This is a genomic window from Njordella calcicola, from assembly GCF_056494125.1.
Window position 1 is genome coordinate 430,671 of sequence record NZ_CM151396.1, and the last position, 24,319, is coordinate 454,989.

A 24,319-nucleotide genomic window follows, 5' to 3' on the forward strand; every position below is an offset into this window, starting at 1 on the left:
GCGTATCCTGTGCCTTAACTGGCGGCTAGCTTGCGCAGGACGGTCGGCAGGATGCCACCGTTGCGGTAGTAATCGATTTCGACTGGTGTGTCGATGCGAACGAATGCTTCAAACGATTTAGTCGAGCCATCTGGTGCGGTCGCTTTGACGACGATGGTACTGCGAGGTTGGAGGCTATCATTCAGGCCTTCGATCGCGAATTCTTCTTCGCCGGTGAGTCCTAATGTCTTGGCATTTTGACCAGGCATGAATTGCAATGGAAGCACGCCCATACCGACCAAATTGCTGCGATGGATGCGCTCGTACGAAATCGCAATAACCGCTTTGACGCCTAGCAGTAAAGTTCCTTTGGCTGCCCAGTCGCGGGATGAACCCGTACCGTATTCGGCCCCAGCCAAGATAATCAACGGCGTGTTCTTTTCCTGATAAGCCATTGCGGCATCGTAGATTGGCATGACGTCGCCACCAGGCAACAGTCGTGTGACACCGCCTTCGATACCCGGTGTCAATTCGTTTCGGATGCGGATGTTTGCAAACGTGCCACGCACCATGATACGGTCATTTCCGCGGCGGGCTCCGTAGCTATTGAAATCGCGCGGTTCAACACCATGCTCACGCAAGAAACGGCCTGCAGGACTGTCTTTTGCGATCGAACCTGCTGGCGAAATATGGTCGGTAGTTACTGAATCGCCCAGCATCGCCAGCACGCGAGCGTTCTTGATAGGCGCAATGCTGCCAGTCGCTTCGGCTACTTTCTCCAAGAACGGTGGATGTTGGATATAAGTACTGCCTGCATCCCATGAATACAGCTCGCCAGCGGAAACTGGGATCGCGTTCCAAGCTGCGTTGGAGGTGAATGCGCTTTGGTACTGATGCACGAACATTTCTGGCTGGACGGCTTGTTCCATGGTAGCGGCCACTTCATTTGCACTTGGCCAAATTTCACGCAGATAAACGGGCGTGCCATCGCGGTCGTTGCCGATTGGTTCTTTTTCAAAATCGATATCAATACGACCAGCCAGCGCATAAGCCACGACTAGCGGTGGGCTAGCAAGATAGTTAGCGCGTGTATGCGGGTTGACGCGGCCTTCGAAATTGCGGTTTCCACTCAACACGGCGGTGGCGACCAAGTTCCCTTCGGTGATCGCCGCTGCGACAGGATCAGGCAGTGGCCCGGAGTTGCCAATGCAGGTCGTACAGCCATAGCCAACCGTTTGGAAGCCCAGCTTATCCAGCGAATCGCTGACCCCAGCGGCATCAAGGTAATCGGTTACCACGCGGGAACCTGGAGCCAAACTGGTTTTGACATAGGGGGCAGACTTCAAGCCCCGAGCGACCGCTTTTTTGGCCAACAAGCCAGCTCCCAACATCACCGATGGGTTTGAGGTGTTCGTGCAGGAAGTGATCGCCGCGATGACGACTGACCCGTGGCCGATTTGGCTGGTATGTCCGTTGTCTTGCACTTTTGCCGTCGAGGATAGCTGTTCCGTCGTAAGTCCGAAACCACGCTCGGCAATCGGAGCGGTCAGCGCCTTGTTAAAGCTTTGTTTGACGTTCACCAAAGCCACTCGATCTTGCGGACGCTTGGGTCCTGCCAGAGCTGGTTCAACGCTGCCTAAGTCCAACTGCAAGGTCTTTGTGTACTTGATCTTGGAAGCAGATGCGTCCAAGAACAAGCCTTGTTCCTTGGCATAACGTTCGACCAAGTTGACCAAAGAAGCGTCGCGGCCGGTGCGTCGCAGGTAACGTAGAGTTTCACCATCGATCGGGAAGAAACCGACGGTCGCTCCGTATTCGGGAGCCATGTTCGCAATCGTCGCACGGTCTGCCAAAGTCATCTTTGCGACGCCTTCGCCAAAGAACTCGACAAATTTGCCGACGACGCCTTCCTTTCGCAGGATTTCGGTCACACGTAAAACAAGGTCGGTGGCCGTGGCAGTTTGTGACATTTCGCCGACGATTTCAAACCCCACAACTTCCGGCATCAACATATACAGCGGTTGTCCCAGCATGGTCGCTTCGGCTTCGATACCGCCCACGCCCCAGCCCAGTACGCCCAGACCGTTGATCATCGTCGTGTGCGAGTCGGTGCCCACCAAGGAATCTGGATAAGCTACCGGGCCTTTGGCGTCGGTGCCTTGGAAGACCGTCGACGCAAGGTACTCGAGGTTGACTTGGTGCACGATACCCGTGTTGGGAGGTACCACGCGGAAGTTGTTGAAGGCTTGCTGTCCCCATCGCAAAAACTCATAACGTTCACGATTGCGCTCAAATTCTATCTCGACGTTTTTCTCCAATGCGTTGGCGCTGCCAAAAAAGTCGACTTGGACCGAGTGGTCGATGACCAGATCGACGGGAATCAACGGATTTATTTTCTTAGGATCCCCGCCCAGCGCCTTCATGCCTTCACGCATGGCGGCTAAATCGACCACGCAAGGTACACCGGTAAAATCTTGCAACACGACGCGAGCTGGCTTAAATGGAATCTCAATCTCTGCAGGTTTGGCCGCATTCCATTTTGCCAAATGCCCAACGTCTTCTTCGGTGACCTCGTACCCATCGCAATTCCGCAGCAGCGATTCCAGCAGGACGCGAATCGAATAGGGAAGTTGAGAAACGTTTCCGACTCCCATCTCTTCAAGCTTGGCGAGGCGATAGTATCCAATTTCGCCATCGCCTAATGATAAAGTGGCTCGAGCGGAGAAGGGATCGTGTTTCAGTGCGGCACTGGTCATAAGTTGAAATTTCCGAAACTGATAAATTAAGTAGACTCAAACTGCAAATAATCGGCGAAAACGAAGTCGCGCGCCTCAGCCTGCCTTGCCTGCGACAAGGCGATTGTAGCTAACGACCTGCGGGTTGTCATCGGTTAACCTGAGGATGTCTGCCACGAACTAAATCCTTGGCATTTTTGGCCAACAACCATCGGCAAGGGCTGCCGATCTCGTTTGACTATAACCGATAGCGTTGCCAGGAATGGACTCAAATCGATGTTAGTCTGGGGTGACTTGTCGTTTTGCGGGGACTTTGTCGTAAATGCGGAAAGTTCTGTGCGCAACGGTCGTAGCGGATCGATGGATAGACAACGGGGCCCCGCTGGGCAACCGCAAGCTCACCGGCCAAGGGCGGAATCGCTCCTGGCCAAGCAATCTCGGAGTATCATCGATGCGTCAAAAGTCCTACCCACGTCTATCCGTACTTCTACTACGTGCCAAGCTGTCGGCAGTGCTGTCAGCCAATCTTCTGTTTGGCTGCCAGGCGACCATCGGCCTGGCTCCCTTGCAAGCCTGCGATAAATGCAATTTGAACTCCGCGTCGGCACCTGCTGCCTACGGGTGCACCAGTTGCGGAGAAACGTGCGGACCCCGTACCAAGCCTTTCAGTGTGCTGAAACTTGGCAGCTTGGTCGATGGCATGGATCGAGCGACCGATAGCTTTGAACGTTCGCTTTTAGGCAGTTCTCACCATCGAATCGCCAAAAGCTGTGACGCATGCGATCACAACGGAATGTCCTACCAACATCCTTGGCAGATGAACGCGGTGCCCCTCATGGCACCGCAAAGCTACGGGGCTGGAGAAGGCCACACCCCTCCCACTTTGCCACAGGTACATCACGACGGAGGGCATCTCACCAATTCTCATGACCATGTTGGCACGGAAAAGCTCGCTCCACCACAACCCGCCAGCAAACCCAACAGTTTTCCTCCATCCAATTCGGTTCCATCTCTAACCGTGCCACAGTCCTTGCCCAACGAGGACTATCAGCACAATCCGTTTCGGGACGATGCACGACGTAACGCTCCCAATGCTTCCCCGAAATTGAATAGGTACACACAAGATGCCAATGCTTCTCAAGCGTTGTCTCCCAAAAACGTGGCTGCGAACTTGCTAGAGCGGCACAGCCAAACGTCTCGAGTTGCACAGCCAGCAGATGCTCGCACTCACGCAACGCAAGCCGAACGGCCTTACTCGCGAGCGTACCAACCACAAGCGTTCATCGAGCAACAGAAGATAGCTGAGGCGGCCGCAAAGAAGCAGTTAGAGTCGCTCGCATCGCCAACCGAAAACTCAGCGGTCCAAGTTGCGTCGGCCAGCGGCGTTCGCATTAAGGTCAACGAGTCCACTCCATCTCCTGCGACTTCCCGCAATCGAGTCCCCGAAGCGCGACGGGCGGTTTACGAAGCTCCGGTTGCTGAGGCGTTTGATATGGTTCGCCCCGCTACTGCAATTGGGCTTTCCAATTAGAATACTGGCAATGGTGACTGCGCTAGCGAACCCAGTCAACATGGACCTGCAGGGCCGCAGCGGTCCGCCCGATCATGCCGACGGAACGATACGACGCATGGCGTCCTTCCTCCCGTTCGCATATGGAAACGCTGATGTTTTATCCGGTGTTCGAGCGAAGCTCGCAGTTTGTAGTCTGGTTCTTGACTGCCTGTCTGGCCAGTGGCGGATCGCTGGCTTGGTCGCAAGATCAACCGCTGGTCACAATTCGCTTGGTCGGTGATCCGGTGATGCAAGCCGGGACGCGGGCGTTGGGCTCTCTTCATATCGATAACGCTGGTGCCCAAGCCACCAAAGTACAACTGCAATGGAAGCTGGCGTTCGATTCCCAAATGATCGAAGGTGTGTCAGACCAAGCCAGTCAGACAATCGCTTCAGAATTAAGTTCAACGACGCAGAGCATTGTCGCAAGTGGCACTAGTCAACACCAGATCGATGCGTCATCTAACAGCATGCTGGAACTAAGCAGTTCGGAACCTCTTGCGCCTGGAGCGTATCGTCTGCAGTGGACAGTGCAAGGCCATGACGATTCGATGCTAGGTTGGGCGCATCTGTTTGTTCTGCCAAATGATGAGGTCGATAAAGCCCAGACGCGTCGTTTTGGTATCAACGGTTCGAGCTTGGCTCTTGCCGAGCTCAATTCCAAGTGTGGTTTTGGATGGATCCGCTTTGAAAATGGCAAATGGAACATGTCTTCGACGGCCCGCGATGCCTATGCGTACGATGGGTCGGTTGCGCCGTGGCATGTCAATCAAGATTTGATTTATCAGACATGTCGCGATCACAACATGATGATTCTGCCATACGTCTTTCAGACACCTGAATGGGCAAACTCTGCTGGGCCAGAGGTGAAGGTGAATCGAGCAGGCTATCCGCCTCAAGATACCGCCGACTATGGCGAAGCGATCTTCCAGATGGTCGCTCGCTACGGATCTCGGCAGCATGACGCCTCGAAACTGAAGACGAACGACAAAAAGTCTGGCTTGAACAAAATCGATGCGGTTGAGTTATGGAATGAACCGAATCTAGTGGGACCAACTTGGGCTGCATTCGTAGGGCCGATCGATCGCTATTTCGATGTCATGCGAGCTGGTGTGGAAGGAGCTCGCAAAGCGGATCCTGACTTGTTGGTTACTTCCTGCGGATGGGCGGGAGTCGAACTCGCGACCCTGCAACAAATGACCGACTATCGATACGCCGACGGCAAATGCCCTTTGGATTTGGTCGATGTAATCAACGTGCATTTCTATTCAGGTGTGCAAGAGCCTGAGATTGCTCTCGAAGATCCAAACATCCGCAAGGAAAAAACGTCAGCACCGGAGATGACTTATCTGGACCAGATTGACCAGTTGATACTGTGGCGTGATCAACACAAACCAACAGCCGAGATCTGGTTGACGGAGACAGGTAACGATGTTGGTGGCCCTATTGGATTGTCGGAACGCAAGCAAGCTGCGAAATTGCCGCGAGTGACTATGATTACGCTAGCACGTGGCATCGATAAGGTCTTTATCTATCGCGAAAGTGGCTCAAAGCCGTCGATGCATGCCGGAGCGGGACTCATTCGCGATGATGGAACCCTGCGGCCATCTTGGTTCACCATGGCGACCATGATGCGTCAGTTACAGGGCTTTGACGGTAAAGCGGAAAGACTCCCGCATGCCGATCCGAACGTATGGCTCTTGCAATGGAAGAACGACCAGCGATCGGTCATCGCCGCTTGGGCCATCGGCGAGCCGGTCCAGTTGCAGGTCAGCGAGTTGTTAGGAGAGCAATTCCCAGCAGTTCTAGTAGATGCATTCGGGCATCGTGTAGAGCTTGAAGCTTCTGCGAGCGTCACGCTTGGGGAGTTTCCTGTGTACCTACAAGCCCAACCCTAACGAGGAACGCATCCGCTCGGACGGGACTCTCATTATATGATGCCTACCGCGCACGAATGCAGTAAAGAAAGTCAACGCCGCGAAAGAAGATCGCGCCATTTGCTACCGCTGGAGTCGACCAAAATGTGTCGTCCAGCTTACCGCCTCCCAGTACCTTCATTTCACGACCGGCGGCAAAGATCACCGCTGAACCATTCTCGTCTAGCAAGAGCAGTTGATCGCCGATCGACAACATACTCGCTGCAACGGTGCTCAAATTTGGCACCCGCTCCTGATAAATCCGTTGGCCTGTAGCAGCGTCATAGGTCCGCAGAATGTTCTTGTCGATTACGTAAACCAGTTGCCCGTCAGCAACCGGCGACGCCATGCCGGGGGCCGCTTTCTCTTGCAGCCACTGGCAATATTCAAAGCTCTCATTCTTTTTGGTTGGACTGATGTCCCCAGTTGCTCCGGCCTTGATCGCGAATAGCGTGCCTTTCGAAAATGGATCGCTGCCTCCAAAGTAGATGGCCGTGTCGTCAGCACAAACGGAACAAGCCGTTGCGGCTTTGACATTACTGGCTGTCCAAAGCAACTCGCCGCTGGACGGATCGAAACTATCGACTTGCTCACCGGCCGATACGATCAACTCGGTCCGTGACGCATTGGTCCAAACAATCGGAGTACTCCACGCCGAGCCTGTGGACTGACGAGCCTTTTGCCAAACGACTTCGCCGCTCCGAGCGTCGATACAGTAAATGTCCGCGGACTCTTCGCTGAAATTCTGCAAGTATATTTTGCTGGCATGGATAGCCAGCGAACTTCCCGTGCCAAAGCCATTATTCATCTTGTGCGGCTCAAAGTCTCGCTGCCATAGCAAATTGCCGTCATGTGAGAGGGCGGCGAGCTTACCAATCGAGCCAAACCAAACGTAAACGCCTTCTGCATCAGCGACCGGTGATTCGGTTGCGTAAGTGTTGGAAGGGTGCGTGGGGAATGGCGGCTTGCCTTGTGTTAGGGTCTGTGTCCAAAGGATCGATCCGGAAAGTGCGTCGATACATTGAGTCTGCCATTGGATGTCGATGTCCGGGGCTCGCGTTAGGCCGCCCAAGCCCATGCTTTGCGGCATCTTTACGCCATCAGCAAACCGCTTCGGCTTGGCTAGATCGTTTGCATAAGCGGCTGTGATGTAGACGCGATTGTTCCACACGATTGGCTGCGACCAACCAGAGCCTTGCATGGGAATCTTCCAGGCGATGTTTTCTTCTTCCGACCAATTTAACGGGATCACCTGAGCCACAACTCTACCGTCTCCCGTCGCACCTCGAAATTGAGGGAAGTCATCTGCCACGCACAAAGTGCTGCGAACCATGAAGCTGAAAACCAACAGGCCGACGATCGTATTGTTCATAGAAATCTTACCAAAAAGGGCTTGGCGCAAACTTAAACGCTCTCCAGCGATGCGTTCCATTGGATTTCCGCATCATACCATGGTTACTGTGGTGTACTGTCGCGGCAACCATAGTATTCCTCTCTGGCAAGTGTGCGTAGCATTGCGAAGGCGACAAGAATCTGCACTACTTTCTCAGCTCGCTCGGGTTCTTGCCATGAATTCTTTTGAATGCTCGATAGAAGGTGGTCAAGTCATCGAAGCCGCACTGAAAAGCGATCGAAGTAATCTTTCGATCCGTTTGTCCTAGCAGCAACTCCGCGTGGCGGATGCGAAGCAGGTTGACGTACTCAAGCCATGTTGTCCCTGTGCGGATCTTAAAGCGATTGGTAAACGTGCGGCGAGACATGCCTGTGGCGACCGCCGCATCTTCCAACGACAGCGACTCAAAGAAGTTGCGATGCAGCCAAGCCAAGTAAGCCTCCAGCAATGGGTCGTCCGAGACTCTCGGTTCGTCTTTCGTCACCGAAGAACGCTTCAGTGCTGGACTGACGCCACGGAGCTTCGGCGGATGGAGGACTAGCGAAAGTTCGGCCAATAAGTCCATTGCGGCAGCGATACTAGACAGTTGACTCGCCGCATCCGCTTGATCATTCAAATAAAGAATCTTACGTAAACGCTGTTCGATTCTGAGCGACCGTAGCAATGCAACTCCATACACGCCCCTGACGAAATCCGCGATTACGGAAGCAACACAGGGGATTTTTCGCGAGTCAATACCAAGCCCGTAGAGCGAAATGGGAGATTTTGGGAAATCGATGATGCGATGATGGACTTGAGCTGGCACCAGGACTAAATCACCAGCGACACAACTGTTTCGCTTGTCTTGAAATTCAATTTCACCACTCCCTTCCCGAATCAGTAGCAGCTTGAAAAACGGATGGATCGTAATCGGCATTGCAAACGACTGCTCATGGCGACTTTCAAACGCCCATAATCCATTGGGACGCAGATCAGGCGGCACGGGAGTCGATCGCGTTTGCGTAGGAGATTGGAAAGGAGGTGATGGTTTTGACATGGGCTAGAACTTGGCACCGTCGGAAAGAGGTTCCAACGGATATAGGGCGACGGCAAATACTATAAAGAGACGAAGGATGTGAAGTCGCGAATCAAGGCCGAACACCTCGGATCATTAACTTGGCTTTTCCAAAGCAGACGATTATCCCTATTTCACAACCAGTCAATCGTAGGTGAGTCTGCATGGTGCGGACTGCACGGGCTGAGATGTCATCATAAATCGCATCCACTTGCACGCATACAAGATTCTCAACAAGGATTGGTGTGATGTTGCTGCGGGGGAGTCTTCGTTCGTGAAACGTAGGCTCGACAACTGTATCGTCCAAGCAGTTTAGCCCACGCGAACGCCATTCTATCACGGCTAGTTTTCGATATGTGGTGGTAGTGTACCCTACGCCAAAAAGACGATGTAACTCAAGAATCCCTTCGCGAATCGTGCGCAGCACCGTTTTGTGTTTCGTTTGGACGATGTTAGAAATGCAGTCGTAGTCTTCATCAAGCGGGACATCGCGAGGGTCGAACGGCACTCGCTCGATGATCGCTCGGTCCATGGCAAAGTTCACTAACAGACCAAGTCGCAATTTCCAAAACTTGAGATAACACAGCAATTGCGTATAGTTCTCGGGGGCAAATCCATCAATATTATGCTTGAGTTCAAGTATCACTCGGTTGGCGATAATTAAGTCTGGTACAAAGATATCCGCCGTTTGGCCTTTATAAATAAATTCCCTCCGCGTGGCGGGTTTGGCGACGAACGGAAGACCTTTCTCAACCAGTCGCTGCTCCGTTGCCTTCTGGTAACACTCCTCTCGCACCCCTGGTCCGACTTCGTTGTGGACGTCGAAGATGCATCCATTGATAAGATACGATAGCTCTTGGTGGATGACCTTATTCGCATTACGCTGAGAATCTTGCATGAAATCGTCCCTTCATTATCTCAGTGCCCGTTATTTCCACCGAATGAAAAGAGTCCGACGAATATCAGGCGCACATTCGTTGGTCTCCCTCGATTCGTTGGCTATTCTACTGCACTGCATTGTATGCAACTCCGCTAGCCGGTGGCGAAGGTCGTTATTTCCACCGAATGAAAAGAGTCCGACGAATATCAGGCGCACATTCGTTGGTCTCCCTCGATTCGTTGGACGTTCTACTGCTCTACATTTTATGCCACTCCGCTGGCCGGTGGGGAGGTCTGTTATTTCTAACGAATGAAAAGAGTCCGACGAATAGCAGGCTCACATTCGTTGGTCTCCCTTGATTCGTTGGCTATTCTACTGCACTGCATTTTATGCAACTCCGCTAGCCGGTGGCGAAGGTCGTTATTTCCACCGAATGAAAAGAGTCCGACGAATATCAGGCGCACATTCGTTGGTCTCCCTCGATTCGTTGGCTATTCTACTGCTCTACATTTTATGCCACTCCGCTGGCCGGTGGGGAGGTCTGTTATTTCTAACGAATGAAAAGAGTCCGACGAATAGCAGGCTTTCATTCGTTGGTCTCCCTCGATTCGTTGGACGTTCTACTGCTCTACATTTTAGGCCACTCCGCTGGCCGGTGGGGAGGTCTGTTATTTCTAACGAATGAAAAGAGACCGACGAATAGCAGGCGCACATTCGTTGGTCTCCCTTGATTCGTTGGACGTTCTACTGCACTGCATTTTATGCCACTGTGCAGTCCGGTTGAGAGGTCTGTTATTTCCACCGAATGAAAAGAGACCGACGAATAGCAGGCTCTCATTCGTTGGTCTCCCTCGATTCGTTGGACGTTCTACTGCTCTACATTTTAGGCCACTCCGATGGCCGGTGGGGAGGTCTGTTATTTCCACCGAATGAAAAGAGTCCGACGAATAGCAGGCTCTCATTCGTTGGTCTCCCTCGATTCGTTGGACGTTCTACTGCTCTACATTTTATGCCACTCCGCTGGCCGGTGGAGAGGTCTGTTATTTCTAACGAATGAAAAGAGACCGACGAATAGCAGGCTCACATTCGTTGGTCTCCCTTGATTCGTTGGCTATTCTACTGCACTGCATTTTATGCCACTCCGCTAGCCGGTGGCGAAGGTCGTTATTTCCACCGAATGAAAAGAGTCCGACGAATAGCAGGCTCTCATTGGTTGGTCTCCCAGTTCTAATTGCCCAAAACGCCAGACAATTGTGCTTGATTTGCCAAGCGGAACGCCAACACACTGTATAAAGTATGATCTATGAATTCTAACATCCCACCCATTCGTTATCGACGCAAGATCACCGGCATGTCGGCCATCTTGTTGCCGCTGTTATCGGACACCGAAATCGACTGGTCCGGTTTTCGCGACCACGTTGCCAGGACCGCGGACGCTGGATTGATCCCCGCTGTCAACATGGATACTGGATACGGGAACTTGATCAGCGCCAGCCAACGTTTGGACGTTTTAAAGGCGACCCAAGAAATCGTTGCGGGTCGACCGTTCATTGCTGGTGCATTCGTCGGCGATCAGCCAGGTGCATCGTTTGATTTCGATCAGTACCGCGATCGCATTGATGAGATCCAATCGTTTGGCGGCAAGCCTGTGATCTTCCAAAGCTTTGGCTTGACGCAACAGACGGCTGACAAAGTAATCGAATCGTATTCCAGGATTGGCAAGCACTCGGGTGCGTTTTATGCCTTTGAACTTGGGACTATGTTCGCGCCGTTCGGAGCAGTCTACGACTTGGATGTGTACCAGCAGTTGCTGCAGATTCCAGAGTGCCTTGGTGCAAAGCACTCTTCGCTGAACAGGCAGCTTGAATGGCAGCGACTGCAATTACGAGATACGCTTCGGCCCGATTTTCTGGTGCTGACCGGAAACGATTTAGCGATCGACATGGTCATGTATGGCAGCGACTATCTGCTTGGGCTTAGCACGTTTGCACCCGCCGAGTTCGCTCGACGCGATGCGATGTGGGAGCAGGGCGACAGTGATTTTTATGAGCTGAACGATCTATTGCAATATCTAGGCTTCTTAGCATTTCGATCTCCCGTTCCGGCATATAAGCACAACGCCGCTCAGTTCTTGAAGCTGCGAGGTTGGATTCAAACGTCGCTTACCTATCCCGGCAGTGCCACTCGTCCCGAGTCCGACGTTGCCATCTTAGAAGAAATCCTTCAAAGGCTTGATCGATAAACCGACCACCAATCAAAACTATTATGCATTGCGCGTGATCCGGACGCAGGGGAATACGAAGACACCCGCGAATCAGATAGCCGAAACGCGGGTGTCATGGTTCAGGTAGCAGTTGTTGGGCAGCGAGAACTTTAAGTTCCCTGCGCAGCAGTCCAACCTTTTTCGCCGTCGAAGGTGCACAAGTGCTCGGTCTTGATGAAGTCGAGTCCAGCGGCGGCAAAGCGGCTGAGCAAATCGATCACATCTTGATGCGTGATGTTGCCATCGTTAGCAGCCAGGAAGCGGCAGCGCCAGTGGTCTGTGCAGAATGTTTCGGCGAAGCCTTGTGGGTAAACCTTCTGGCCGCGATTGGAGACCACTTGCAAACGTAAAGCTTCGGACTGGAGTTTTTCCAGTTTCGCCCCCAGATCGTTCGGGCTGATCCCGGCACAATGCACGAATACGTCAACGCCTTTGAGCTCCTTTTTGGCAGGTTTGACTGGGGTGTAGATCGGTTTAACTGGCTTGGTGGGATCTGCTGCAGCCGCCGCGCTGTAGGTGACGGCTTTGAGTTGTTGCGGTGATTGTCCCATGCGGGCGACGACTGCTTCCGCAAACTCGCGCGTTCCGACTTTCTGTTTGCTGATACCTTCCTTGAAAATGTCGTAGGTGTGGACGCCATCTTCCAAGGTTCTCAGCCAAGCGTTGTGGACTTTTTGGGCGATTTCCGGCTGGCCGATGTGTGCCAGCATCTGCACTGCGCCGAGCAGCAAGCCGCTGGGGTTCGCGAGGTTTTGGCCTGCGCGTCGAGGAGCTGAACCGTGAATGGCTTCGAACATGGCCGCTTTTTCGCCGATGTTGGAGCTGCCTGCGAGACCAACTGAGCCGGCGATTTGCGCCGCCACGTCGCTGAGAATATCTCCGTAAAGATTGGGCATCACGATCACGTCAAACGCTTCGGGGGAATCGGCCAATTTCGCAGCACCGATGTCCACGATCCAGTGTTCATTTTCGATTTGTGGATATTCGGCTGCTACCTCATCGAAGACTTTATGAAACAACCCGTCGGTAAATTTCATGATGTTGTCTTTGGTAAAGCACGTCACCTTCTTGCGGTTGTTGGCCACGGCATATTCGAACGCGTAGCGAACGATCTTTTCGCTGCCTGGGCGTGAGATCAGTTTTAGGCACTGATAAACTTCGTCGGTCTGGCGATGCTCGATCCCGGCGTACAGATCCTCTTCGTTTTCTCGGACAATGACCACATCCATGGTTGGGTGTTTGGTGGAGACAAACGGATGATAAGATACGCAGGGGCGGACGTTGGCGTAGAGTCCTAATGTTTTCCGCGTGGTCACGTTCAACGATTTAACACCGCCACCCTGTGGGGTCGTGATGGGGGCTTTGAGGAACACGCGAGTCTTGAGGATGCTATCCCAGGAGCTGTCTTGGATACCTGACATCACCCCTTTCTTGTAGAGCTGTTCGCCGATTTCGATCTCTTCAATCGCCAATCGTGCACCCGCGGCCAAGAGGACATCCAATGTGGCTTGCATGATTTCGGGGCCGATTCCATCACCTCGGGCGACCGTAATCGGTACAGGGGACTGGTTGCTGGAGCCTTGGTTCTGAGAAGCGGTTTCAAAAGTCGCGGTGTTGGCCATCTTTGCGTGATCCTTCTGTGTTTGGGTGAAAATGACTAGCAATCAACAAAAGATGCATGTCGGCTAGTTTTTGAAAGGGCGAAAATAGGTTTCTAATTCGGATTCCATAATGACGTGGATTCGTGCATCTCCAGGGTAATCCCTGACTGGGACAGCTGAAAGTGGGAAGAAGTATACCGTTTTTGGCCGATTTCGGAACGCATAGTTGGTCCGGAATTAGGTGCAAACTCTAGTTTCCAGGAGCGTGCTGGCGGCTTTCGCTTCGAAAATTGTGCAATAGGCCAGAGGAGTTTCTGCGGATTGGTGGCATCTCCAATCCCGTTTTAGAGCGGCCTGAGCTGCGTGAGCAACTGCTACCGTTCTTCAACACGGGAGGATAAAATTTGTGGCTGAGAATCATGTCTCTGCATTTAGCGACTAAGGGCAGGTAGTATGGCAAGACGAACCCTGATTGTTTTGGCCCTGGTTGGTTTTTTCTTCTGCGTTTTGAATTTGCCCTACCGGTACACATTCAGCCCCCTAGAGAACTTTGTTCGAAAGACTAGTGACGATATTGGTTCAGCGTGGTTGATGCCAACCTTTTATCTGGCTGGTTGGCCGGCCACGTATGATTTTTCTGTGACTTACCCGGCGCAAACGGAAGCTCCATTTCGAAGCTTCTCTTGGCTATCGCTGGTCCAGAACATCCTTGTGGCTGTTTGTGTTGCTGCCGTGTTGACGGTCTACATGACTTATCGTGAAAACCGAAACCCAGGTCAAAGATGGTATAGCTTTCAGTTCACAGATTTAATTCTTGGGACGCTGTTGGTCGCAGTAGCGTTTGGATATTGGCGTTACTATGAAAGCGTTGGGATTCGGCAAGCAGCGTTGGGCAAAACGTTGAATGAGGCAGGCCATCAAGCATCAACGCACATACTGCAGCCGACGCTTTTGTACGAATATCTACCAAAATTTGTAAGTCGTCGAGCTTGGCGACGGCTTACTCATGTGCAACTGAACGATCCCGACGACGCATTGCTGGCCCAGATTCTGGCCTGCAACAACCTACGTGAAGTTCTACTTAGTTCGGGTTCATATGATTTGGCGCAACTCAAAAAGCTGCGTAAGCAATCTATGTTGATTTCACTGAAGGTCGAATGTAGGGAACTAACGCCTGAAGTCTTCGCGACACTTGGCTCGATCAAGCAGTTGAATGCCTTGAATCTGACTTGTACCAATACGACGGCTTCAGATTTGGAAGCCCTGAACCAAATGAGTCAATTGCAGTGGCTGCGGCTGACCAAGACCAAGGTAGCTCTGCGAGAGTTGAGCGATGCTCCGGTCCTGAGAACAGTCAAACATTTGTGGCTGCCGCATCCAAGTCCAGGGCTCGAGGATGCTTTGACGTTAGACGGTTTGCCGAAGTTGGAGTTTGTGGCTTGCGTCGAGTACGATCAGTTTCGCAATTCCGAAGTGGTATCACTGACCTTCCGGGACATGCCCCGATTGCAGTCTATCATTCTAGATCCCATGCAAAAGTTCGACTTGATCATTGACCGTTGCCCCAGTTTATCAGAACTACGCAACGCGCACGTCAACATAGCAAATCGAACTTATGCGGGTGAGTTTGTAAGTGAAGGGCCATGGTTGCGCCATTTGGGCATCGACGGGCCGATTCAAGCCGGAAATTTGGCGGTAGCACCGATTGGATTGGAGACGCTCCGCTTCGTAAACACCAGCCCGCTGACCCTGCTGATTGAAAATACGGTGTACCTGGAAAACCGAAACGTTTATAGAAGCTCGCCAAAATTCGGCGATCTTTCTAACGTTGAACCCAGCTTGCCTCAAAAGTGGATCGACTCGCTTGGGGAAAGTAACGGGCCAAGTATATTGCATTTTAAGCATGTACCATTACATGACGTTCGCTTCGAACCGCTTGTAACCAACGGTGGAATAAAGGCGTTGGAGTTTCAAGCAACCGGTTGCGTGCCATCACAACTGACCGTTTTAAGGCCCATGACTAACCTGCGTAGTCTGAATCTTCGGTCGGAACAAGTAACCACCGAAGGTATTTTCCAATTGTCAAAGCAACTGAATCAATTGCACGCGTTCGATTTTGATTTAGGGCGCATGAAGCGGCTGCGAATCGAAGATGCGACAGAATTGCGGCGCGGTCCGCAAAATAACTATCGACTAACTCAGGTGGACGCGATTCGAATTGTCAATGCTCCCTTGTTGAGTGACAGTTATGACTTAGAAGCTTCCTTAATATATGCTCATTTTGAAAATGTACCCAGCTTGAAGGGGCTGTCTTTTCAAGCTGCACTGCCAAAGCAAAGCAAGTTGTTCGGATTTCGAGACCTGGAGCTTTTCGTCGGCGGTGGCGCGACGCTGGATGACAGCATGGCTGCTGAAATCCTCAAGTGTAAAAATCTTAAGGAGCTAGGCCTTCTGCACGCGGATGTGACGAACGAGACCATTGCCAGAGTTGGCGAATTGAAGCGTCTAAAGTTGTTAGCACTTCCTGGTTCGCCATTAGACGACGACACCGCCAGAAGGATCTTGGAAAATAATCCAGACCTTCAACTCCTTCGTGTCCATGATACCTTGCTTACCGATGCCATCGCTGAGGACATTGTCAAGCAAATCAAACGAAACGTGTTGTTGGATCTCTCTGTGGATGCCAAAATTCTGACAGATGCACTTCTGCGTGCCTTGGCGAAAACGCATTTTCTCAATCTGCGGATCGAGAATGCTCGATTAACCCAAGAGCAGACAACCGATCTGCTAAAGAATTCTAGTTATCAATCGCTGGCGCTAAGGGGTAGTGATCTTTCGTACTCGCATTTCAAGGAAATGCTTGCCTGTATGGCCTCACCTTCCGTACTCGATCTTACTAACTCGAAGGTCGATGGCGATGGATTGAAACTGCTAGTAAAAAACTGGCGCAATACCACCTTCATCTTGACCAATACCAATCTTGATTGGGATATATATACTGCGTTGGTAGCCGCCGGTCGCGTTGACAAAACCTCGATGCAAGAGCAAGAAAATCTAGGGGGGCCCAGCAGTAATTATCAATTTGATGTGAATCAACCGAGAATTAAAGTGAGAGAAGAACGATTTCGTCCATAGATGTAGCGGAGTGTTTGGAGAAGTTGTCGCTGGTCCAAAAGTCTGTTATTGGTTAGCTTCGCTTTGAAGTTGTTTGAGAAGCTCCATTGCTTCTTGCGGCGATAGACTGTCTATCGGCAATTGCTTAAGCTTTTCGACCACTGGGTGATCGGCCAGTTGGAAAAGTGTCATCTGTATGGGGGAATGCTTCTTTTCGCGAGGTGGCAAGACGCGAGCTTGGCCTTTCTTCTGTAGATTGTCCATCTCGAGCTGAGCGAGAATCTCGCGAGCGCGATCGTTGACTTCGCCGGGTATTCCAGCCAGCCGAGCAACATGGATTCCATAGCTGCGGTCAGCGCCACCAGGGACGATTCGATGCAAGAAGATAATATTCTCATCCCATTCTTTCACGGCCACGTTAAAGTTGCGAACACCCGGCAGCGTGCGCTGAAGATCAATAAGCTCGTGGTAATGAGTCGCAAACAGTGTTCGCGGGTCAGCGTGGTCATGTAAGTATTCGACAATGGCCCATGCTAGCGACAAACCATCGTAAGTGCTCGTACCACGACCGACTTCGTCCAAGATCACCAGCGATTGCTTGGTGGCCGTATGCAAGATACGCGCGGTCTCCACCATTTCGACCATGAAGGTACTTTGGCCTCGCGACAGTTCATCGCTGGCCCCTACCCGCGCGAACACTCGATCAGCGATCCCGACCGTCGCGCGATTGGCAGGCACCCAAGATCCGACTTGAGCCATGATCGTAATCAAAGCGACTTGGCGAATGTACGTGCTCTTCCCCGCCATGTTGGGGCCCGTGATCAGATGCAAGCGACCAAACTCGCTGCCTAGGGTTGTATCATTGGGAGTGAACTTCCCTTGCGGCATCATTGCATCAAGTACGGGATGGCGAGCTTCAAAAAGTTCCAGCAGAGGCTCGTCGGTGATGACAGGTCGAACATAGCTTCGCTTCGCAGCTAGCTCAGCAAATCCAGCCAGCACATCCAGTTCGGCCAGTACGGAAGCTGTGCGTTGCAGGGAAGGAATCACTCGATGGACAGCTTCTCGCAACTCATTGAACAGCTCTAATTCAACCTCAAGTGCTTTCTGCTCAGCCCCTAAGATTTTCTCTTCGTATTCTTTAAGTTCCTCGGTGATGTAACGTTCTGCGTTCTTGAGAGTCTGTTTGCGGACGTAATTTGCAGGGATACGGTCTTTGTGCGTGTTGGTAACTTCCAAGTAGTATCCGAAGACACTGGTATAACCAACTTTCAGCGAAGTAATGCCCGTCTTTTCGATCTGGTCCGCTTGATATCTTGCGATCCATTGTTTACCGCCGCCTGCCAGCTCCTTTAGTTCATCTAATCGCGAGTCATATCTGTCGCGGATGAAGCCTCCGTCGCGGGCCAGCAGCGGGCATTGATCGACCAGAGCCACCGCTAATTGGTCGGCGAGTGCGTCTTGTAATTCGATCCATTGGTAAAGCTGTTGCAAGCGTGGGGCCACACGCAATTCCAGTAATGCTTTAACACGTGGCAACACACGTAGTGTCGATCCAACTTGTTGCAAATCGCGTGGTCCGCAGCGGCCGGTGGCCACACGCGATACCAATCGATCCAAATCATAACTGTCGTTCAAAAGCTGTCGCAGCGATTCCCGCAATCGGTTGTCTCGTACCAGTTCGCTGACGCTGTCCAGACGTAAATTGATATGCTCGATATCAATCAGTGGAGCGGCCAGCCATTGTCCTAAGCATCGCGAGCCGCCTGGTGTTACGCATGCATCCAGACATTCTAATAGCGTGCCAGCTCGCGAGCCCGAGCGTATGCTGGTGGAAATCTCCAATGAGCGGCGAGTCGAGGCATCGATCTCAAGGAAACGGCTTTCACGAGCCGGATGCAGCGTTGCGATATGATCCAGACTGATACGTTGCGTATCCATCAAGTAACGAATAGCTGCTCCCGCAGCTCGAATGGCAACCAGATCATCTGGCCCCCAGCCCATGCCTTCCAAGTTGTTAACGTTAAAGTGTTTGTAAAGCGAATTGGTTGCTTCTTCGGGGTGGAAGTTCCAGTCGGGACGCGTCGTGATTGGAAGTCTCTGAGCGGGCGATACGGAAGCATCGCGTTGAATCAGCTTGGCCAGCTCTTGATCGGATTCGCTGAGCAAGATCTCGCTGGGTTCCAGCCGAGCGAGTTCGTCTTCCAGTGCTGATAACGCGACCGTATTGGCTTCGAAGCGACCTGTCGAGAGTTCAACCCAAGCGATGCCAAGCTTGGCTTGACTGTCAGCCGCCGCGTTCTTGCGCGGGCTGGATTGATCGCGGCAGATTGCGACCAAGAGATTGGAAGCACGCGGGTCTAGTAGCGCGTCGTCTGTCAGTGTGCCAGCGGAAACGATGCGTTGGACTTCCCGGCGAACGATACCTTTGGCCGTCTTCGGGTCTTCGACTTGTTCGCAGACGGCCACGCGATAGCCTGCGCGAATCAGTTTGCCGAGGTAGCCTTCCAATTGATGGTGCGGAAAGCCAGCCATCGGTACCGGGTTTTCGCCTTTGTCTCGCGATGTGAGAGTGAGGCCGAGCACTTTCGCTACGACTTTCGCATCATCGTGGAACAGCTCGTAGAAATCGCCCATGCGAAACAGCAGCAGCGCATCGCCGCTGGTCTGTTTGGCTTCTTCATATTGTCGCATCATTGGTGAAAGATTCATGTTGGACATGATAATCGTTCACCGTGAGGCTGCGGAGACCTGATTGCCCCTGCCATGGGGCCTTTAAGCCACAAACTGCTCTTCGCCGTCGCTGGAAGGTCGGGCCAGTTGGCCGGAATCCTCCAAATTGCGGATGATATCCACGATCTTCTGCTGCGTTTGTTCGACGTCGGAAAGTTTGACGCGGCCGAGAAATGCCATTTCTTCTTTGAGGATTTCCGCGGCCCGCGTCGACATGTTCTTCATGATCTTTTCTTGTAGAGCTTGGCTGCCACCCTTGAGCGCCATGGCCCATTGCGAGGTCTCGACATTTTTGAGCACCGTTTGGATGTCCTTGTCGGCAAGCTTCTGGATGTCCTCAAAGACGAACATCAGTCTTCGGATTTCATCGACCAATTCGGCGTTTTCGTTGGCCAGAGTTTCCAGAATCGTACGCTCGGTCGAGCGATCCGAAACGTTGAGGATCTCGGCCACGGCGGGAGCTCCACCAGCCTTCTGGAACGATTGGCTCATGAACATCGCCATTCGCAGCTCAAGCGCTTTTTCCACTTCGTCAATCGCCTCCGGGCTCGTTTGCCCCATCTCCGCAATGCGTCGCACAACATCCAGTTGTTTCAACGGCGGTAATCCAGCGAGAATCGCAGCCCCCGATTGCGAAGGCAAGTGGGAGATCACAAGTGCTACCGTCTGCGGATGTTCTTCCAAGATAAATGACAGAATGTTCTGCGGGTCGGCTTTCTGCATAAAGCCAAACGGCAAGCTTTCCAGCGTCTGTTGCAAGACGCTCAGCATGTCACCAGCGTCGCGGCCCAAGGCTTTCTTCACCAGCGATTTGGCTTTTTCGATACCACCGGTGCTGGTCGAGAACGAGCTAGGTTGGCTGTTGAAGAATTCGTTAATTACGAACTCTTGTTCCGGCCCGCTGACTTCTGAAATCTGAGCGATCGAGAGCGTGACTGCTTCAACGTGACGTGCAGGCAGCCGCGAAAGAAGCATCGCTGCTTCTTCCTCTTCCAAACACATCAAGAGGACTGCTGCTTTTTTTACGCCATCCACGGCTGTCGTTCGGCTGGGCTGAAGTTTCGAGCGAAGGAACGCAGAGCTCAGCGGGGGCCAAGGCGGGCGGCAAACGCTGCTTGCTCAGTGCAATTAGCAGTATCGACACCGAGCTGCATCGGTCGTAAAGATTCTTAAGCCTCCCGAACAATCCGCATATCCTGAACGCCCATAGCCAAGCTTACTTACCAATCGATGCGGCAGAATCCCCATTGGCCGTTGTTTTCATCGACCCCGACTTCGATCCACCGCAATGGATGATTGACTTTTGGTTTAAGCACATCTCGCAATCGAACCACAATCCATTCAGCGATTTCTTCCGCCGTCGTATTGGTCACGGGCAGCAGAACGCAATCCTCACGTGGAAAGATCCAACGTTTATCGCGAAAGGTCGTCAGGACTTCATCGCCTTGTTCTTGGACTTTGATCAGCGAATGTTTGGTTGGCAGCAACACATGGTGATCCAGTTCGCGAACGATTTCTGCGATGGCATCTCGAAAGGCAATAAAATCAATGACGTAGCGGTTTTCGTCCAGGTCGCCGCAAACGGTGGATTGCACGCCGTAGTTGTGACCATGAATGCGTTCACAAATATCACCTGCAAAAGTAATGAAGTGAGCGGCTGCAAAGACGAGTTGTTCTTTGAGCAATTCAACGCGAAATTGAGGTTGAGACATAGGCGTGGGGTATTTGATAAAGGCTTACAAAAATGGCGGCTGCAAGCAGGTCTGCAGTGGTGCCTGGATTAAGTCGATTGCCGTCGCTGCGCAGGAAATGGTCAAAGTCTTGCCAGGCAGTTTGGTAAGCTCTGCTGCGGCATGGGCCGCTGCCAAGCACCACTTGGGCTCGCAGCATGACTTCCTGAGCGGTCGCAAGTCCGCACTTCCTGGCGATCAGCGTGTCGATGCGACTTGCGAGCCATTCGATCTGCAATTGGCTAACAGCCGCGAGGACTTCCGTCCCTTGCAGAATTGCGGTCGAAAGCTGCTGGGCTAACGCATAAACATCGGCAAAGTTCGTGACGTACTGTCGGGCCACATCATCATAGTCGGCTGCCAACTGCATCGCACTGATTAGGCATGGAGGAGGCGGTGCGGTTCTGACATCATGTTGTTCTGCTTGGCCCAAGCCGCCGGGATTGGCAAGACCAATCGCCGCGTACACTTGGCTGGCGTCGTCGCGATCCAATTGAGCCAGCACGAGATGCGAGGGCAATAAATTGGGTGGCTGGCTCGGTTTTGCTGTTTGAGTTTGGTCTAACATCGCAGCTTTGGCCAACGGAGCTAGCAGCAGAACGATCCCAAGGTTGGTGTTCTTACCAACACGTTTCAAGACCGCTTGGACCGCTTGAAATATCCATTGGCCGATCGGTGCATCGCTGTGTTCTGACCAAGTTCTGCTTGTCAAGTTCGCCGACTGCAGGAAGTCGTCGAGTGTCGTGTCGGCAAAGGAAGCTGTTGGATGCACATTACCAGCTTTAACGGCCATCACTTCCAGCTCGCAGGCTGTGCGGACGAGTTGAAAGATATCGATAGGCGGATTGGAGTTCATGCGGTGAGGTCGCGGTGGCCGACGTGGCTATGATTGAACGAGCAACGCTCGCAGTTCATCCAAGACTTCTTCAGGAGCCTCTTCCATGATGTAATGCCCAACGTCGCTCAGCACTCTGCGTCGCGAATTGGTCAGCTTCTTTTCCAGCCGATCAAGGCATTCCATGCGGAAGCACCAATCTTTTGCGCCCCACACGAACCGCGTTGGTTTCTCCCTCAGCATGCTGAGGTTGCGTTCGACGGCTTGCAAGACTGGGTATGTCCGATGCTTTGGCGTAAGTGGTATGTCCTTCACGAATCGATCGATACCGATCCGGTTAGCCGCGTTATTGTAAGGATAAAGCAGGCCCGTTCGCGCGGTGTCTGAAAGATGATCTAAGCGGTCGATGGCCATGTGCACGGCCGCAAGAGCGAACAAGTTTCCATATCGCATGGCCCAGGAACCCAACAACGGTATGCGACAGGCTGCAATCCGCAGAGGAACATATGGCGGCGGAAATGCACCCGTGTTCAGAACCAGCAACTTGTCGATGCGATCACGCACGGCCGCGGCAGCTCCAAGGCCAATCGCACCGCCCCAATCGTGAACTACCAATGTGATATGTTGCAGATCGAGACCTGTGATGAAAGCGATCAAGTTGTCGGTGTGCGTCGACAGGCAATAATCGTAGGTAGCAGGCTTGTCGCTTAAGCCGCAGCCTAGATGGTCCACCGCGATCACCGGATACTCGTCTTGCAATCCACTCAGCAGGCTTCGATAGTAAAACGACCAAGTTGGATTGCCATGGATACACAAGACGACTTGTTCCGCTTGTGCAAGTTGCTCGGCTGAGGCGTTGGACACATAGTGCAGTTTGTGGCTCCCCAAGCTGAAGTACCGCGATGGGAAAGGGTACTCGGTTCGCCAAATTTCGTTGTTGGTTGAGATCATTGCTGCCTTTTAATTCTTGCCGAAGCTCGCCAGTTTAAGACGTTAGCTTTTATCGACAACCGCATTTTCTAGCAGAAACGGACGATCAAAATGGCTTTCTTCCCCATTGGCCATAAAAAGCCGGACTCGCGTCGCCCAACTGATCTTCAAGATTTGGCCACGATAGCTGAGCGGACCATTAGGCAGTTCGGTTTCAAAGTGCAAACGCCCTTGCGCGATCGATTCGCTCAGTTGAGGGCCAGCCAAGCGGCGAAAAAAATGAACGCCTAGATCTTCGGTGCCTTTGCCTTGAGTAAACCAAATAACTGAAACCTCGACCGCATTTAGGCTTTCCAGCGGCGAGTTGACTACGACATCAAACTGGATGGTCTCTTGCGGTCGGTAAGTTGGCCGCAAACCGCACAATCTGGTCAAGATCGGACAAGTACCTTCTCGGTTGGAATTGCCCGCGGATACACTACCACGGGGAAACTTCGGCAAAACGATGGCCATCGGCTGACTCTCCCCTCAACCTCTATACGCCACGTGATCGCGTTGTGCGAACTGCAGAAGGAATGCATCGCTCGCGGTGGCAACTGCAGCGAACATTGTAATCGTAATGGATTTCCGTCTTCAACACGAATTCTAGACTCTTGCAACAGGAGTAATCTTTCGACTTCCTGACTCTCCACTCGGATGTCAGTTCCGAAATGGTACGTGACTTTCTCCTCGCAGACCAGCGATACCGTCAAGCTTTTTATCGACATTCTGCCATGCTGCACCAATTGCAGGCTGGCGGAAAGGCCAGGAAACAGCGGCAATTGATCGACCTCGATGACCGTTGAGCCGACTCGCGTCGCATAGAAAAAATCTTTGAAGAATCGTTTCGTCAGTAGAATTGCAATATAGATGAACAGGCCGACGATGACCGCGGCGAACCAGTCGAATTTGCCTAACCAGAACCTTCCAGCGACCATCGTGGCCATCACGATCGCAAACGTGTCCCAGATCAGGATCAGCATAGCGGTCACTAGCAACCGATTGGTTTGGGAATTCGCTTCGGGTAAACGGTATTGCAAATAAGTGCCCGGGCTGTCGGTAAACCGAGCGGTTGCTGGTAGATACACCGCTGATTTTCGAATTGCCGAGCGGGGATTGGCGTTGGGGCTAGCATTGGGCAAGCGACCGCCCAGCATGGCGGCTCGGTGTTCATCGCTGATCGCGACCGAGACCACTTGGCGACCAAAACCGAACGCTCCAATGCCTGCAAAGCTGACGGAAACCAGGATGAGCAGCCAGAATCCGTAGCCAACGGCATAGGCATTGGTTTCGGGGGAAATGAGTTGCCACCCAACCACAATGGTCAGCACCGCAATGCCCAGCAGCATCAGCGCACCAAAGAACGACGCTTGCCCGACGCGACCAATCAGCCACCAACCGGTCATGCGCGAACCGCGTTTTTTCCCCCACAGCCGAAATGGCCGCTTCATTGACATCAAGCTCACTCATTCAAAAGTTCGACATACCCTGGACGTGAGTTCTACCGCAGAAAACGTGAAACGCCTACTGCATACTGCGTTTCGAACCGCAACGAGCGTGGGCTT

General features: G+C 52.5%; 16 protein-coding genes. 4 read left to right on the forward strand and 12 right to left on the reverse strand.

Annotation, left to right across the window (positions count from 1 at the left end; all coding sequences use genetic code 11):
- Positions 1-14: 14 nt before the first annotated feature.
- Complete coding sequence (gene acnA, locus SH302x_RS01590) at positions 15-2,735, reverse strand: aconitate hydratase AcnA (RefSeq protein WP_479366809.1); 2,721 nt, start codon at positions 2,733-2,735, stop codon at positions 15-17.
- A gap of 430 nt (positions 2,736-3,165) precedes the next feature.
- Between acnA and SH302x_RS01595 the strand changes: the two genes are divergently transcribed.
- On the forward strand, positions 3,166-4,245 hold the full coding sequence (locus tag SH302x_RS01595) for a hypothetical protein (RefSeq protein WP_479366810.1): 1,080 nt from the start codon (positions 3,166-3,168) through the stop codon (positions 4,243-4,245).
- Between the two features lie 74 nt (positions 4,246-4,319).
- The gene (locus SH302x_RS01600; protein WP_479366811.1) at positions 4,320-6,164 is read left to right on the forward strand and encodes a glycoside hydrolase family protein; all 1,845 of its coding nucleotides are present in this window, start codon (positions 4,320-4,322) and stop codon (positions 6,162-6,164) included.
- Positions 6,165-6,207: 43 nt separating this feature from the next.
- Here the strand turns inward: SH302x_RS01600 and SH302x_RS01605 are convergent, their stop codons facing one another.
- The 3 genes from SH302x_RS01605 to SH302x_RS01615 all read right to left on the reverse strand — a co-directional run bounded on the left by SH302x_RS01605 (position 6,208) and on the right by SH302x_RS01615 (position 9,527).
- Entirely contained in the window at positions 6,208-7,554 is a 1,347-nt protein-coding gene (locus SH302x_RS01605; protein WP_479366812.1) for an outer membrane protein assembly factor BamB family protein, read from the reverse strand.
- A 166-nt stretch (positions 7,555-7,720) separates the two neighbouring features.
- A complete protein-coding gene (locus SH302x_RS01610; protein ID WP_479366813.1) occupies positions 7,721-8,611 on the reverse strand; it encodes a helix-turn-helix domain-containing protein in 891 nt (296 codons plus the stop codon).
- Positions 8,612-8,702: 91 nt separating this feature from the next.
- Positions 8,703-9,527, reverse strand: coding sequence for a GxxExxY protein (locus SH302x_RS01615; protein WP_479366814.1), 825 nt, complete (start codon positions 9,525-9,527; stop codon positions 8,703-8,705).
- A gap of 1,285 nt (positions 9,528-10,812) precedes the next feature.
- Here SH302x_RS01615 and SH302x_RS01620 point away from each other — a divergent pair.
- Positions 10,813-11,751, forward strand: a complete 939-nt coding sequence (locus tag SH302x_RS01620) for a dihydrodipicolinate synthase family protein (RefSeq protein WP_479366815.1) — start codon at positions 10,813-10,815, stop codon at positions 11,749-11,751.
- A gap of 131 nt (positions 11,752-11,882) precedes the next feature.
- Here the strand turns inward: SH302x_RS01620 and SH302x_RS01625 are convergent, their stop codons facing one another.
- Positions 11,883-13,394, reverse strand: a complete 1,512-nt coding sequence (locus SH302x_RS01625) for an NADP-dependent isocitrate dehydrogenase (RefSeq protein WP_479366816.1) — start codon at positions 13,392-13,394, stop codon at positions 11,883-11,885.
- 432 nt (positions 13,395-13,826) lie between these two features.
- On the opposite strand from SH302x_RS01625, the gene SH302x_RS01630 reads away from it, so the two are divergent.
- Positions 13,827-16,508 carry a hypothetical protein gene (locus SH302x_RS01630; RefSeq protein ID WP_479366817.1) on the forward strand — a complete coding sequence of 894 codons (2,682 nt, stop codon included), beginning with the start codon at positions 13,827-13,829 and terminating at the stop codon, positions 16,506-16,508.
- A 45-nt stretch (positions 16,509-16,553) separates the two neighbouring features.
- On the opposite strand, the gene mutS is transcribed toward SH302x_RS01630, so the two are convergent.
- The 7 genes from mutS to SH302x_RS01665 all read right to left on the reverse strand — a co-directional run bounded on the left by mutS (position 16,554) and on the right by SH302x_RS01665 (position 24,205).
- A complete protein-coding gene (gene mutS, locus SH302x_RS01635) occupies positions 16,554-19,199 on the reverse strand; it encodes a DNA mismatch repair protein MutS (protein ID WP_479369229.1) in 2,646 nt (881 codons plus the stop codon).
- 63 nt (positions 19,200-19,262) lie between these two features.
- Complete coding sequence (fliG, locus tag SH302x_RS01640; protein WP_479366819.1) at positions 19,263-20,255, reverse strand: flagellar motor switch protein FliG; 993 nt, start codon at positions 20,253-20,255, stop codon at positions 19,263-19,265.
- 185 nt (positions 20,256-20,440) lie between these two features.
- Positions 20,441-20,932: a 6-pyruvoyl trahydropterin synthase family protein gene (locus SH302x_RS01645; RefSeq protein ID WP_479366821.1), complete on the reverse strand. Its 492-nt coding sequence runs from the start codon at positions 20,930-20,932 to the stop codon at positions 20,441-20,443.
- The gene (locus tag SH302x_RS01650; protein ID WP_479366822.1) at positions 20,907-21,806 is read right to left on the reverse strand and encodes a triphosphoribosyl-dephospho-CoA synthase; all 900 of its coding nucleotides are present in this window, start codon (positions 21,804-21,806) and stop codon (positions 20,907-20,909) included. The genes SH302x_RS01645 and SH302x_RS01650 overlap by 26 nt, the downstream gene beginning before the upstream one ends.
- A 27-nt stretch (positions 21,807-21,833) precedes the next feature.
- Positions 21,834-22,736: an alpha/beta fold hydrolase gene (locus SH302x_RS01655; protein ID WP_479366824.1), complete on the reverse strand. Its 903-nt coding sequence runs from the start codon at positions 22,734-22,736 to the stop codon at positions 21,834-21,836.
- Between the two features lie 42 nt (positions 22,737-22,778).
- Positions 22,779-23,150 (reverse strand): hypothetical protein, encoded by a 372-nt coding sequence (locus SH302x_RS01660; protein WP_479366825.1) that lies wholly within the window; start codon positions 23,148-23,150, stop codon positions 22,779-22,781.
- Positions 23,147-24,205, reverse strand: a complete 1,059-nt coding sequence (locus SH302x_RS01665; protein WP_479366826.1) for a hypothetical protein — start codon at positions 24,203-24,205, stop codon at positions 23,147-23,149. Before SH302x_RS01665 ends, SH302x_RS01660 begins: the two co-directional genes overlap by 4 nt.
- Positions 24,206-24,319 lie beyond the last annotated feature (114 nt).